Origin of the sequence: Mycobacterium sp. (assembly GCF_025965855.1) — a bacterium.
Lineage (GTDB): Bacteria > Actinomycetota > Actinomycetes > Mycobacteriales > Mycobacteriaceae > Mycobacterium.
Window position 1 is genome coordinate 15,117 of the sequence record NZ_JAOPWB010000039.1, and the last position, 12,863, is coordinate 27,979.

Annotated in this window: 11 protein-coding genes and 1 pseudogene; 7 read left to right on the forward strand and 5 right to left on the reverse strand. The window is 67.2% G+C overall.

Going from position 1 to position 12,863, the window contains the following annotated elements; genetic code table 11:
- Positions 1-118: 118 nt before the first annotated feature.
- Both JWP83_RS02980 and JWP83_RS02985 read left to right on the forward strand, forming a co-directional pair.
- Positions 119-1,144: a diiron oxygenase gene (locus JWP83_RS02980; protein ID WP_297725629.1), complete on the forward strand. Its 1,026-nt coding sequence runs from the start codon at positions 119-121 to the stop codon at positions 1,142-1,144.
- An 18-nt stretch (positions 1,145-1,162) separates the two neighbouring features.
- Positions 1,163-2,854 carry an FAD-dependent oxidoreductase gene (locus JWP83_RS02985; RefSeq protein ID WP_297725630.1) on the forward strand — a complete coding sequence of 564 codons (1,692 nt, stop codon included), beginning with the start codon at positions 1,163-1,165 and terminating at the stop codon, positions 2,852-2,854.
- On the opposite strand, the gene JWP83_RS02990 is transcribed toward JWP83_RS02985, so the two are convergent.
- Both JWP83_RS02990 and JWP83_RS02995 read right to left on the reverse strand, forming a co-directional pair.
- Positions 2,851-3,306 (reverse strand): VOC family protein, encoded by a 456-nt coding sequence (locus JWP83_RS02990; RefSeq protein ID WP_297725632.1) that lies wholly within the window; start codon positions 3,304-3,306, stop codon positions 2,851-2,853. The two genes, JWP83_RS02985 and JWP83_RS02990, sit on opposite strands and share 4 nt — an antisense overlap.
- A gap of 241 nt (positions 3,307-3,547) precedes the next feature.
- The gene (locus tag JWP83_RS02995; protein ID WP_297725634.1) at positions 3,548-4,669 is read right to left on the reverse strand and encodes a citrate synthase 2; all 1,122 of its coding nucleotides are present in this window, start codon (positions 4,667-4,669) and stop codon (positions 3,548-3,550) included.
- A gap of 71 nt (positions 4,670-4,740) precedes the next feature.
- Here JWP83_RS02995 and pdxH point away from each other — a divergent pair, with 71 nt between their 5' ends.
- Positions 4,741-5,400, forward strand: coding sequence for a pyridoxamine 5'-phosphate oxidase (gene pdxH, locus JWP83_RS03000; RefSeq protein WP_297725636.1), 660 nt, complete (start codon positions 4,741-4,743; stop codon positions 5,398-5,400).
- A 227-nt stretch (positions 5,401-5,627) separates the two neighbouring features.
- On the forward strand, positions 5,628-6,923 hold the full coding sequence (locus JWP83_RS03005) for a citrate synthase (protein ID WP_297725638.1): 1,296 nt from the start codon (positions 5,628-5,630) through the stop codon (positions 6,921-6,923).
- A 29-nt stretch (positions 6,924-6,952) separates the two neighbouring features.
- Here JWP83_RS03005 and JWP83_RS03010 read toward each other — a convergent pair whose 3' ends face one another.
- Both JWP83_RS03010 and JWP83_RS03015 read right to left on the reverse strand, forming a co-directional pair.
- Positions 6,953-8,533 (reverse strand): NAD(P)/FAD-dependent oxidoreductase, encoded by a 1,581-nt coding sequence (locus JWP83_RS03010; RefSeq protein ID WP_297725692.1) that lies wholly within the window; start codon positions 8,531-8,533, stop codon positions 6,953-6,955.
- A gap of 26 nt (positions 8,534-8,559) precedes the next feature.
- Positions 8,560-8,823 carry a DUF2630 family protein gene (locus JWP83_RS03015; RefSeq protein WP_297725640.1) on the reverse strand — a complete coding sequence of 88 codons (264 nt, stop codon included), beginning with the start codon at positions 8,821-8,823 and terminating at the stop codon, positions 8,560-8,562.
- Positions 8,824-8,930: 107 nt separating this feature from the next.
- Here JWP83_RS03015 and JWP83_RS03020 point away from each other — a divergent pair, with 107 nt between their 5' ends.
- The 3 genes and pseudogenes from JWP83_RS03020 to JWP83_RS31130 form a co-directional block, all read left to right on the forward strand.
- Positions 8,931-9,914 carry an OmpA family protein gene (locus JWP83_RS03020; protein WP_297725642.1) on the forward strand — a complete coding sequence of 328 codons (984 nt, stop codon included), beginning with the start codon at positions 8,931-8,933 and terminating at the stop codon, positions 9,912-9,914.
- 11 nt (positions 9,915-9,925) lie between these two features.
- Positions 9,926-10,078 (forward strand): hypothetical protein, encoded by a 153-nt coding sequence (locus tag JWP83_RS03025; RefSeq protein ID WP_297725644.1) that lies wholly within the window; start codon positions 9,926-9,928, stop codon positions 10,076-10,078.
- A 1,013-nt stretch (positions 10,079-11,091) separates the two neighbouring features.
- Positions 11,092-11,421, forward strand: a pseudogene (locus tag JWP83_RS31130) (hypothetical protein); the annotation flags it as partial.
- A gap of 98 nt (positions 11,422-11,519) precedes the next feature.
- Here the strand turns inward: JWP83_RS31130 and JWP83_RS03035 are convergent.
- Entirely contained in the window at positions 11,520-12,860 is a 1,341-nt protein-coding gene (locus tag JWP83_RS03035; RefSeq protein WP_297725648.1) for a HAMP domain-containing sensor histidine kinase, read from the reverse strand.
- Positions 12,861-12,863: the final 3 nt, after the last annotated feature.

Sequence of the window (12,863 nt, forward strand, 5' to 3'; positions counted from 1 at the left end):
AATCGCGTGTCCACTGGTCAGGCCACAGTGCCTCCGAGCGGGCTAGGAAATATCCGGTACCTGCGGTACTGTCTGGACACAGCACGTCCAAATGTAAACCTCGTAGGGGAGGCTTGGAATGGACAGGACGCGAATGGTCAGGCGTTGGCGCCGCAACATGGAAGTCCGCGACGACGCCGACTACGTCAACATGCTTGCCACACTGTCCGAGGGGTCGGTGCGGCGAAACTTCAATCCCTATACCGACATCGATTGGGACTCACCGGAATTCGCGGTCAGGCAGAACGACCCCCGGTGGATCTTGCCGTCGACCGACCCGCTGGGGCGTCATCCCTGGTATCAGGCCCAGTCCGAAGAACGCAAGATCAAGATCGGTATGTGGCGGCAGGCCAACGTCGCCAAGGTGGGCCTGCACTTCGAGTCGATCCTGATCCGCGGCCTGATGAACTACACGTTCTGGGTGCCCAACGGGTCACCGGAATACCGGTACTGCCTGCACGAATCGGTCGAAGAGTGCAACCACACCATGATGTTCCAGGAGATGGTCAACCGCGTCGGCGCCGACGTTCCCGGCATGCCGCGGATGCTGCGCTGGATCTCGCCACTGATTCCGCTCGTCGCCGGTCCGCTGCCGGTGGCGTTCTTCATCGGCGTGCTGGCCGGCGAGGAGCCAATCGACCACACGCAGAAAAACGTGCTGCGCGAAGGCAAGTCACTGCACCCGATCATGGAGCGGGTGATGGCGATTCACGTGGCCGAGGAGGCCCGGCACATCTCGTTCGCGCATGAGTTCCTGCGCAAGCGGCTGCCGGAGTTGACCAAGCGCCAGCGCTTCTGGGCAGCGTTGTACCTGCCGTTGACGATGCGGGCGTTGTGCCAGGCGATCACCGTGCCGCCCAAGTCGTTCTGGCGGGAGTTCGACATCCCGCGCGAGGTCAAGAAGGAACTCTTCTTCCGGTCGCCGGAATCGCGAAAGTGGTTGAGCGACATGTTCGCTGACGTCCGGATGCTCGCTTACGACACCGGCCTGATGGAAACGCGTTCGGCCCGCCTGATGTGGCGGGTCTGCAAAATCAACGGCAAGCCGTCGCGCTACCGCAGCGAGCCGCAGCGCCGGCATCTGGCCGCCGCGCCCGCCGCGTAGCGCTGCACGGGTTTATCCATGCCGCACGTTATTACCCAGTCGTGCTGCAACGACGGGTCCTGTGTTTTCGCATGCCCGGTGAACTGCATTCACCCGACACCGGACGAGCCGGGCTTCGCGACGTCGGAGATGCTCTATATCGATCCGGTGGCCTGCGTGGACTGCGGTGCGTGCGTGAGCGCGTGCCCGGTCGGCGCGATCGCGCCCGACACCCGGCTGGAGCCCGAGCAGCTGCCGTTCGTCGAGATCAACGCCTCCTTCTACCCGGAGCGGCCGGCGGGCGAGAAGCTGCCGCCGACCTCGAAGCTGGCCCCGGTGATTCCGGCCGCCGAGGTGCGCGCTCGCCGTCAGCCGTTGACCGTGGCCATCGTGGGATCGGGTCCTGCGGCGATGTATGCCGCCGACGAACTGCTCACCCAGCATGGGGTGCGGGTCAACGTCTTTGAGAAGCTGCCCACGCCCTACGGCTTGGTGCGCGCCGGGGTGGCGCCCGACCATCAGAACACCAAAAGGGTCACCCGGCTCTTCGAACGGGTATCCAGCCACCGCCACTTCCGGTTCTACCTCAACGTCGAGATCGGCAAGCATCTGAGCCACGCCGATCTGTTGGCCCACCATCACGCCGTGCTGTACGCGGTGGGCGCGCCCGACGATCGCCGGCTGGACATCGACGGCATGGGCTTCCCGGGCACCGGGACCGCCACCGAGTTGGTCGCGTGGATCAATGGGCATCCCGACTTCGCTGATCTGCCAGTCGATCTCGGTCACGAACGCGCGGTGGTCATCGGCAACGGCAATGTCGCCCTCGACGTGGCCCGGGTGCTGACCGCGGATCCCGACGGCCTCGCCCGCACGGACATCTCCGAGCATGCGCTCGAAGCACTCCGACGCTCGGCGGTGCGGGAAGTCGTGATCGCGGCCCGGCGCGGGCCCGCCCATTCGGCGTTCACCTTGCCCGAATTGATCGGTCTCACCGGCACATCCGAGGTTGTGCTCGACGCCGGGGACCACCAACGCGTGGCGAGCGATCTGGCCGCGGCTTGCGACCCGCTGGTCAAGAGCAAGCTGGAGACCTTGAGCAAACTGGGCGACGGTTCGGCGCCGGTGTGGCGCCCACGAATACGGCTGGCCTATCAACTCACGCCCGAGCGCGTGCTGGGTGAGCGGCGCGCGACCGGCGTCCAGTTCTCGGTCACGGGCACCGAGGAGGTGCACCGGCTCGAGGCGGGACTGGTGCTGACGTCGATCGGATACCGCGGCAAGGGGATTCGCGATCTTCCGTTTGACGAATCGGCGGCCGTCGTGCCCAACGACGGTGGTCGCGTCGTCGAACCCGGCTCCGGCCGACCGGTGCCCGGCGCATACGTGGCGGGTTGGATCAAGCGCGGGCCGACGGGGTTCATCGGAACCAACAAGTCCTGCTCGGTTCAAACCGTCCACGCGATGGTGGCCGATTTCAACGCCGGCACGCTGACCGATCCGGTGGCCAAGCCGGAGGCGCTGGGCAAGCTGGTCCGCGCGCGCCAGCCCGACGTCGTCGACTCCGCGGGATGGCGCGCGATCGACGCCGCGGAGATCGTGCGCGGCCACGATGCGCAGCCCCGCAACAAATTCACCGCCATCGCCGACATGCTCGCCGCAGCATCGGCGGCGCCGGCGCCGGCGCCGGCGATGCGACGCCGGCTGCTGGCCCGGCTGCGGGACTTCTAGCCCGCCTGCCCGGACATCGCCGCTTGGACCTCCTCGAAGCTGACCTCGCGCACCGGCTGTCCCATCGACCAGTGGTGGCCGAACGGGTCGGCGACCACGCCGTAGCGGTCTCCCCAGAACTGGTCCGACAACGGAGCCACCACGGTGGCGCCCGCGTCCAGCGCCCGCTGGAACTTGGCGTCGACGTCGGTGACCGTCTGGTGAATCGTCACCGGAGTTCCGCCCAGGGACTTGGGCGTCATCGACTTGCCGCCACACGTTTCCGGGAAGTCGTCGTTGAGCATCACCGTGAAGCCGTTGATGCGCAGCGCGGCGTGGACCAGCCTGCCGTCGGGACCGGGCACGCGGCCGAGCTCCTCGGCGCCAAAAGCCTTGACGTAGAAGTCGATCGCCGCGGCGGCGTCGTCAACCACGAGGTGCGGGGACAGTGCGGGTTCGATGTTGATCGCCATTGTGTTCTCCTTACTGTCGGTGTCGGATGTCAGCCCAGGCGGGGGCTGGCTCACGATTACTGACTCAGCCCGCGACCCAAATTCATCGCGGCCGGACTCATTTAATCGCCGGGCACCGACAACTAGCCCACGCGGGCGTAACGCCTGGGCGAAAAATTGACTCGAAGCTCGCCGTGACGTGTCCCCCGCAAGCGGGTGGGTACCTCCCGCTCGCGCGGGAGAGCCCCCAGCTCGCGCGCAATCAGGCGCTGGTGAGAACTCGGTCCCAACCCTCGACGGATTCCGGGCTGCGCGGGGCAGGTCCCACATAGATGGCCGACGGGCGGACCAGCTTGCCGAGCCGCTTCTGCTCGAGGATATGGGCGCACCATCCCGCGGTGCGCCCGCAGGTGAACATCGCCGGCATCATGTTGGCCGGCACCCGGGCGAAGTCCAGGATGACGGCGGCCCAGAACTCGACGTTGGTCTCGATGGCCCGGTCCTGGCGCCGCTCCCGCAGTTCTGCCAGCGCCGCCTGCTCCAGCGCGACCGCGACCTCGTGGCGCGGGGCGCCCAGCCGCTCCGCGGCCGTCCGTAGCACGCGCGCCCGCGGGTCCTCGGCGCGGTAAACGCGGTGGCCGAATCCCATCAGCTTGTCGCCCCGGTCCAGGATGCCCTTGACCAAGCCGCGGGCGTCGCCGGTGCGCTCGACCTCCTCGAGCATCGGCAGCACCCGGGCCGGCGCACCGCCGTGCAGCGGACCGCTCATCGCCCCGATCGCCCCGGACAACGCCGCGGCCACGTCCGCACCCGTCGAGGCGATCACCCGCGCGGTGAACGTCGAGGCGTTCATGCCGTGCTCGGCGGCCGACACCCAGTAGGCATCGATTGCCTCGACATGCCTGGGATCCGGCTCGCCCTGCCAGCGCGTCATGAAACGCGCTGTGACGGTGGGGCATTCGTCGATGATCCGCTGGGGGACCGCCGGCTGGTAGATGCCGCGCGCGGACTGCGCGACGTAGGACAGGGCCATCACCGACGCCCGGGCCAGCTGATCGCGGGCGGTGGCCTCGTCCGTGTCGAGCAGTGGCTTGTATCCCCAGATGGGTGCCAGCATCGCCAGGCCCGCCTGCACGTCGACCCGCACGTCGCCGGTGTGGATCGGCAGCGGGAACGGCTCGGCGGGCGGCAGCCCGTGGCCGAACCTGCCGTCGACGAGTAGCGCCCACACGTCACCGAATGTGACCTGCTGATCCACCAGATCTTGGATGTCGACGCCGCGGTAGCGCAGCGCGCCGCCGTCTTTATCCGGTTCGGCAATTTCGGTGGTGAAGGCCACCACGCCTTCCAGGCCGGAGACAAAGTTTTCGGGCACAACAGTCATGCGCAAATTCTCGCACCCCACCTACGGGCGGACGCTACCGGCCGGTAGCAACCGCCGGTAGCGTGGGCGCAATGGCAGGACCAGCGGAGGAACACCTGCAGAGGATGCGTGTGGAATACGGGTCCGTCGAGAAGGACGGCAGCCCCGACCTGGACGCGGACTGGTTGGCCGACGGATGGCTTGCCTTGTTTCGCAACTGGATTGAGGATGCCGAACGCGCGGGGTTGGCCGAGCCCAACGCCATGGTGCTGGCCACCGTCGCGGAAGGCAGGCCGGTCAGCCGATCGGTGTTGTGCAAGAGCGCGGACGAGACAGGAATCACTTTTTTCACCAACTACGATTCGGCCAAGGGCTTTGAGCTGGCGGCGACGCCCTACGGATCGGCGACCTTCCCCTGGTACCAACTGGGCCGGCAGGTTCACATCCGCGGCCCGGTGAGCAAGGTCGACCCGCAGGTCACGCAGGACTACTGGTCCAAGCGGCCGCGCGGCTCACAACTGGGTGCGTGGGCGTCGCACCAATCGTGGCCGATCGCGTCGCGGGCGGCGCTGCTCGACCAACTCAACGAGGTCACCGAGCGCTTCGCCGACTCGGAGTGCGTCCCGGTTCCGCCCAACTGGGGCGGATATCTCCTCGCGCCCGAGGTGGTCGAATTCTGGCAGGGGCGGGAAAACCGGGTGCACAACCGGATTCGGGTCATCGGGGCGCGGGTCGAGCGCCTTCAGCCGTGAACACTGCCGTTTGTACGGTCGCGCCGCCCGCCCGAGCAGGGCCGCCCGTCGCAGGTCACCGGGGTATGACGCTCATCACGCCCCGAATTCACCCGAGGCTTGACCGCAGATGTCCGCGAGACCGGCGGAGCCGACCCCGGGCAGGCGCCTCGTCCCGATAACGACTACCTTCAGCTATAAGCACCGACTCAGGGCAGCCATACCAGCCAGAGCGCAAAGGGGTTCTCGTGGCCGACACCAACGACACCGCAACTCTGAAGTACCCGGGGGGCGAGATCGACCTGCAAGTCGTCCACGCCACCGAAGGAGCTGACGGCATCGCGCTTGGCCCGCTGTTGTCCAAGACCGGCTACACGACGTTCGACAACGGCTTCGTCAACACCGCCTCTTGCAAGAGCGCCATCACTTACATCGACGGCGACGCCGGGATTCTGCGCTACCGCGGCTACCCGATCGAGCAGCTCGCCGAGAAGTCGACCTTCATCGAGGTCAGCTACCTGCTCATCTACGGCGAGTTGCCGAACAAGCAGCAGCTGGATGAATTCACCAACCGGATCCAGCGGCACACCATGCTGCACGAGGACCTGAAGCGCTTCTTCGACGGATTCCCGCCCAACGCGCACCCGATGCCCGTGTTGTCCAGCGTGGTCAACGCGTTGAGCTCCTACTATCCCGATGCCCTCGACCCGGTGGACAACGGCCAGGTCGAGCTGTCGACCACCCGCCTGCTGGCGAAGCTGCCCACGATCGCCGCGTACGCCTACAAGAAGTCGATCGGGCAACCGTTCCTCTACCCGGACAACTCGCTGAGTCTGGTGGAGAACTTCCTGCGGATGACGTTCGGATTGCCGGCCGAGCCTTACCACGCCGACCCGGAAATCGTCCGGGCGCTGGACATGCTGTTCATCCTGCACGCCGACCACGAACAGAACTGCTCGACGTCGACGGTTCGGCTGGTGGGCTCGTCGCGGGCCAACCTGTTCACCTCCATCTCCGGCGGCATCAATGCGCTGTGGGGTCCGCTGCACGGCGGCGCCAACCAGGCGGTGCTGGAAATGCTCGAGCAGATCCGCGAGAGCGGCGACGACGTCGGCGAATTTGTCCGCAAGGTGAAGAACCGCGAAGCCGGCGTCAAACTGATGGGCTTCGGTCACCGGGTCTACAAGAACTACGACCCCCGGGCGCGGATCGTCAAGGAACAGGCCGACAAGATCCTGGCCAAGCTCGGCGGCGACGACGACCTGCTGAGCATCGCCAAGCATCTCGAAGATGCGGCGCTCACCGACGACTACTTCGTCGAGCGCAAGCTTTATCCCAACGTCGACTTCTACACGGGCCTGATCTACCGGGCCCTCGGGTTCCCGACCCGGATGTTCACCGTGCTGTTCGCGTTGGGCCGGCTGCCCGGCTGGATCGCGCACTGGCGTGAGATGCACGACGAGGGCGACAGCAAGATCGGCCGCCCGCGCCAGATCTACACCGGGTACACCGAGCGCGACTACGCAACCATCAACGACCGCTAGCTTTCTGGCCGAGCAGACGCAAAAGCACCCTAAACGGGTGTCTTCGGGGGGCTTTTGCGTCTGCTCGCGAGGGTAGCCAGCACGGCCATCGCGGCGTTGTGGCCGCCGATGCCCGACACCGCCCCCCCGCGGCGGGCGCCCGAGCCGCACAACATGATTCGTTCGTGGGCCGTCGCCACGCCCCACTGCCGCGCGGGGGTGTCCAGCGGGTCGTCGTCGTCGGCGAACGGCCACGCCAGCCCGCCGTGGAAGATGTTGCCTGCGGTCATGCCCAGCGTGCGGTGCAGGTCCAGGGTGGTCGTCGTCTCGATGCAGGGGCAACCGCGCGCGTCGCTCATCAAAACATCCTGAATCGATTCGGCCAGAACGGAATTCAGCGAAGCCAGCACCGAATCGGTCAGCCGGTCACGCAGTGCGCCGGAGTAAGTGCCGTCGAACAGCGAGTGCGGGGTGTGCAGGCCGAACACCGTCATCGTGTGTGCACCGGAAGCACGCAGGCCGGCCGACAAAATGCTCGGGTCAGTCAGCGAATGGCAATAGGCCTCGCACGGCAGCGGATTCGGGATCTGCCCGGCGGCCGCGCGTGAATATGCGCTGTCCAGCTGGGTCCAGGTCTCGTTGACGTGGAACGTCCCCGCGAACGCCTCTTCGGGTGTGACGGCGGCGTCGCGCAACCGAGGCAGCCGCCGCAGCACCATGTTCACCTTGACCTGGGCGCCCTGGGCCGGCGCCGCCGGTCGTTCGCCGAGCAGACCGGCGAGGACCGTCGGTGTCACCCCCGCCAGAACGAACCGCCCCCGCACCACGTGCTCGTCGTCGTCGCGGCGGTAGCGCACCCGGCCGTCCGGTTCGACACCGAAAACGTCTGCGCCGGTGATTATTTCGGCGCCATGGCCGGATGCCGCCGCCGCCAGTGCCGCGGTCAGCGAGCCCATCCCGCCGACGGGAACGTCCCAGTCTCCGGTGCCGCCGCCGAGCACGTGATACAGGAAGCAGACGTTCTGGCGCAGCGACGGGTCGTCGAGGCGAGCGAACGTACCGATCAGCGCGTCGGTCGCGATCACCCCGCGCACCAGGTCATTGCCGACCGCGTCGGCGATGGCGTGGCCGATCGGCTCGTCGATCATTGCGCGCCACGCCGCCGCCGCGCGGGGATCGGCGTCGGTGATGTACCGGCGGGCCCGCTCGCGGCTGCGCAGCGGCTCGAGCAGCGTCGGCCAGAGCCGCTGTGTGACCAGCAGGCAGCGTTGGTAGAACGCGGCGAAACGGGGCTCGTCTTCGGCGGCGCCGATGGCCGCGAACTGGCCGGGGCGCCCGATGAGCAGCCCGCTCCGACCCTCGGTAGCGGGGTCGGGCGTGTACGACGAGAATCGCCGACCGGCCAAACGCACGCTCACGCCCAGGTCGTCGACGATGCGGGCCGGCAGCAGGCTGACCAGGTAGGAGTACCGCGACAGCCGAACCCCGACGCCGTCGAATGCCTGCACGGAAACCGCGGCCCCGCCGACCCCCGCCAGCCGTTCCAGCAACCGCACCCGGAGGCCGGCCCTGGCCAGGTAGCCGGCCGCAACCAGCCCGTTGTGGCCCCCGCCTACGACTACGGCGTCGATGGCGTCGACCTCCGCCGAGGTCACGCTCAGCCCAGGTAGTCCTCGACCTGGTCGGGCGGGCGCACCTGCGCCTCGCGGGGGTCGCCGCCGGTTTCGCGCAGCGCCCGGCGCTGCCGCAGCAGGTCCCAGCACTGGTCGAGCTCGACCTCCACCCGGCGCAGGCGATCGTGCTCCTCCGACGTGGTGATCTCGCCGTGCTGCAGCTGCGCCCGCAGGGTCTTCTCCTCGGCGACCAGCTTGCGGATACGTGCCAGGGTTTCGCTGTCGGTCGGTCTGTTGCCGTTGGCCATGGCTCCAGTGTGCCCGACTTGACAGGTGTTGCGGCGCCGACTCGGTAGGCTGCATATCGCCTGCACGAAGGAGACGTGTTGGGAGCGAAGTGAGGGGAGGGGCAAAAGTGGGGGTAGGCGCGGGTTTGCGGCAGTCGGCCGCAAGCACCGACTCGGCGCGGGCTCCGGAGATTCACCGGCCCTCGGCCGGCGCAACCTGGCTGATCGGCCTGGCGGTAATTCCGTTGCTGATAGCGGCGATCGGCTACGGTGCGTTCGAGCAACCGCGATCCGCCAACGGGCCGGCCGGCCCGTTGCCGGCGCTGGGGTCGTCGAGCACGTCTGCCACTCCTAAGTTGTCCTTGGCGCCGCTGTCAATTACCCGCAACGGCAACGACTTCACGCTCAGCGGTGATTTTCCCGACGACTCCGCCAAAGCGGCATTGCTGAAGGCGCTCAACGGCTCACTGCCGCCGGGCGTCAACGTCATCGACCAAATCCATATCAATCCCAATATCGATGCGCTCGATTTCTCAAAGGCTGGACCGATTTTCAAGGACAGCGCCTCGATTCCCGATTTCAGTCTCGCGGTCAGCGTGGACACCATCACCTTGGCGGGCACCGCAGCGTCGCAAGACCAAAAGAACACCGTGAGCCAGGACGCGGTGCGCACCTGGTCCACTCTGAATGTCGTTGACAAGTTTGTGGTTAACGGTCCGGTTCTTCCGCCAGCGCCGCCTGCCGCCGGCCAGTGCACCGACCTGCAATCGGCGATCAATGCCGTCGCGGGCGGCCCGATTGCGTTCGGGAACGACGGGTTTAGCCTGACCCCGGCCGACAACCAGATTCTGATTCAGGTGTCCGGCAGGCTCAAGGCATGTCCGACCGCGCACGCGATGATCAACGGCTTCAGCGACAATTCCGGCACCGAGGCAATCAACATCGCGTTGAGCAGCCAGCGCGCCCAACGGGTGGCCGACTTCCTGGTTGCTAATGGTGTCGCGGGCGCTGTGCTGGTCGTCAAGGGTCTCGGTTCGGTCAATCCCGTCGCCGCCAATGACACGGCCGAGGGTCGCGCCAAGAATCGCCGCGTCGAAATCGTTGTGAGCTAAGGAGATCCAGCATGGATTTCGTGATCCAGTGGTTGTGGTACCTGCTCGCTTTCCTGGCGGGCTCGGCCGTTGCCCGCGTGATCGCCAACATCTTGAACAAGCGCGTCATCGTTGAGGAAGTCCCCGCCGTTTCGAACGGCCCTGGGATGGGCGACGAGCGATGAGCGACGTCCACTGGTGGCTCTTCGCCCTGTCGTTCGTGATGGGGTTGGTGTTGACGCTCGCGCTGACCGTGCGCCCCGTCAAACGTCAAGTCCCAGTGGGGACCCCGAGCGGCTCGGGGCCTGCCGCGGACAACGAGCCCGAGCCACCCGTGATCGCCGTCAAGCAAGAGATCCCGACCACGAAGATTCCGGTCGCGGAAGAGTCGCCGACGACGACTATTCCCGTCGAGCAAGAGTTTGAGGAGACGGAGATTCCGGTCGCGGAAGGGTCGCCGGCGACGACGATCCCCGTCGAGCAAGAGTCGCCGGCGACGACGATTCCCGTCGAGCAAGGGTCGGAGGCGACGGAGCTTCCGGTCGAGCAGGAGTCGCCGGCGACCACGACTCCGGCCGCGGAAGAGTCGGCCAAGACCCGGACGTCGTTCCTCAGGAGAATCCCGCCAAAGAGGGCGCCGACTGCCAAAGAGCCGCCGACGGCCATGATCCCGGTCGACCAAGAGCCGCCGACAACCATGATCCCCGTCGAGCCGGAGCCTGAGGTGGCGGGGAGGTTCGTCGAGCAAGCGTCGCCGGCGGCGGAGATTCCGGTCGACCAAGAGCTGCCGACGGCGATGATCCCGGTCGAGCCGGAGTCTGAGGTGGCGGGGAGGTTCGTCGAGCAAGCGTCGCCGGCGGCGGAGATTCCCGTCGACCAAGAGCTGCCGACGGAGATTCCCGTCGACCAAGAGCCGCCGACAACCGTGATCCCCGTCGAGCCAGAGCCTGAGACGACGGAGATTCCCGTCGCTCACGAGTCGCCGACTCCTCCGGCGGAAGCGCCTCCCAAGACCGGGCTGTCGTTCCTCAGGAGATTCCTGCCAAAGAGGGCGCCGACCACCAATGAGTCGCCGACGGCCAAGCAACCGGCCGCGAAAAGGGTCCCCCCGAAGAAGGCGCGCCCGGCCGCTAAGGGGTCACCAACGAAACAGATTCCGGGCGGAAAAAAGTTGCCGCCGCGAAAGGTTCCGCCGGGCAAGAGGTCTCCCGGTGCCAAGGCACGGCCGGCGAAGAAGGCCCCGGCCGCCAAGCAGTCGCCGATGAAGAAGATGCCGGGCGCGCAAGAGTCACCCACCAAGAACATCCCCGTCTTGCCATATGAGCCCTACGGCCCGGGCTCCGCTCGCGCCACCCCGGATGGCGGCGGCCCGGCGGGATGGCTGGTGAAGGGCCGCTCGGATACCCGGCTCTTCTACACCCCCGACGATCCGACCTACGACCCGACCGTCGCGCAGGTGTGGTTCAAGGACGAGGCATCCGCCGTGCGGGCGTGTTTCACACCGTGGCGCAAGAGTTCGAGGAAGTAACCCGCAGCCGAACGTCGAGTTGTTGCGCCGAACGGCGTGATTTCGCGCAACGACTCGACGTTGGGCGCCAAGAATTCTCGACGTTGGGCGCCAAGAATTTAGGTGGGGGCGGGGATACGCAGCAGTAGCCGCGCGCCGCCCAGCGGGCTGTCTTCCAGCGAGGCCGTTCCGCGGTGCAGGTGGGCCTGCTGGGCCACCAACGCCAAGCCCAGGCCCGACCCCGAATGCGAGGCCGTCGACCCACGGGAGAACCGCTCGAACACCACCTGGCGCTCGGCCTCCGGAACCCCGCTGCCGTTGTCGTCGACGGCGATTTCTACCCCGGCTCGCGAGCTGACCGCCGACAGCTGGACCCGGGTGGCGCCGCCGTGTTTGACCGCGTTGGCGATCGCGTTGTCGACCGCGAGGCGCAACCCGGCCGGCAATCCCACGATGATGCAGGTCGGCGAGGGCACTAGCGAGACATCGAGCTCGGGGTAGACCCGCATGGCGTCATGCGCCGCGCGGTCGAGCAACTCGGTGATGTCGACCGGCACGTGATCGTCCGACGTCGACAGTTCGCCCTGGGCCAGCCGCTCCAGCGCGCTCAGGGTGGCCTCGATCCGCCACTGGGTGCGGATGACGTCGCTGAGCACTTCCTTGCGTTGGTCGTCGGGCAGATCCAGGGTGGACAGCACCTCGAGGTTGGTGCGCATCGCCGTCAGCGGGGTGCGCAGCTCGTGGGAGGACACCGTCGCGAAGTCGCGAGCCGAGGCGAGCGCCTCCTTGGTCCGGATCTGCTCGTCCCAGATGCGCTGCAGCATCCCGCGCATCGCCTCGGCGATCTCGACGGCTTCGCTGGCGCCGTGCACTTCGACCCGCGGCGCCTCGTCTCCCGCGTCGATCAATTGGGTCTGCTGAGCGAGCTGTTTGAACGGGCGCACCGCGAACGCGGCCAGCAGCCACGCGAACACCGCCGCCGCGCCGATGGCGAACCCGCAGATCAGCATAACCCGGCGATGAAGGTTGTTGGTCTCGGCGATGGTGGCGTCATACGTCGCGCCCACGGCCAGTGACGTCGGCACCGGCCCCGGAATCTCCACTGTTCGCACCCGGTAGCGCACGCCCCGGACATAGGTGTCGGCGTAGTCGACGTCCAGCTTCGGCAGCGTGACGTCGGAATTCGACTTGACCAGGTCGCCGCGGCGGATCGTCATGATCACGTCACGGTCGTTGGGCGAACGCGGGATTTCGTCGGGACCGCGCGGCAGGAAGGGGATCGCGAAACCCGCGGCCTCGTCGAGCCGGCGGTCCAGCCGCTCCTTGCGGTCATTGGTGATCCCAACCCAGACGACGGTGCCGACGATGAGCACCGGAATCGCGGCGCCGATGGCCGTCGCGAGCACTACCCGGGTCCGCAGCGAGGGCGTACGGGCGAAAATTCGGGACAGGATGTTCATGGC

What these genes read in the sequence shown, in the direction of transcription:
- JWP83_RS02980 (WP_297725629.1), top strand. Translation starts at nt 119, where the DNA reads ATGGACAGGACGCGAATGGTCAGGCGTTGGCGCCGCAACATGGAAGTC.
- JWP83_RS02985 (WP_297725630.1), top strand. Translation starts at nt 1,163, where the DNA reads ATGCCGCACGTTATTACCCAGTCGTGCTGCAACGACGGGTCCTGTGTT.
- JWP83_RS02990 (WP_297725632.1), bottom strand. Translation starts at nt 3,306, where the DNA reads ATGGCGATCAACATCGAACCCGCACTGTCCCCGCACCTCGTGGTTGAC.
- JWP83_RS02995 (WP_297725634.1), bottom strand. Translation starts at nt 4,669, where the DNA reads ATGACTGTTGTGCCCGAAAACTTTGTCTCCGGCCTGGAAGGCGTGGTG.
- pdxH (WP_297725636.1), top strand. Translation starts at nt 4,741, where the DNA reads ATGGCAGGACCAGCGGAGGAACACCTGCAGAGGATGCGTGTGGAATAC.
- JWP83_RS03015 (WP_297725640.1), bottom strand. Translation starts at nt 8,823, where the DNA reads ATGGCCAACGGCAACAGACCGACCGACAGCGAAACCCTGGCACGTATC.
- JWP83_RS03025 (WP_297725644.1), top strand. Translation starts at nt 9,926, where the DNA reads ATGGATTTCGTGATCCAGTGGTTGTGGTACCTGCTCGCTTTCCTGGCG.
- JWP83_RS03035 (WP_297725648.1), bottom strand. Translation starts at nt 12,860, where the DNA reads ATGAACATCCTGTCCCGAATTTTCGCCCGTACGCCCTCGCTGCGGACC.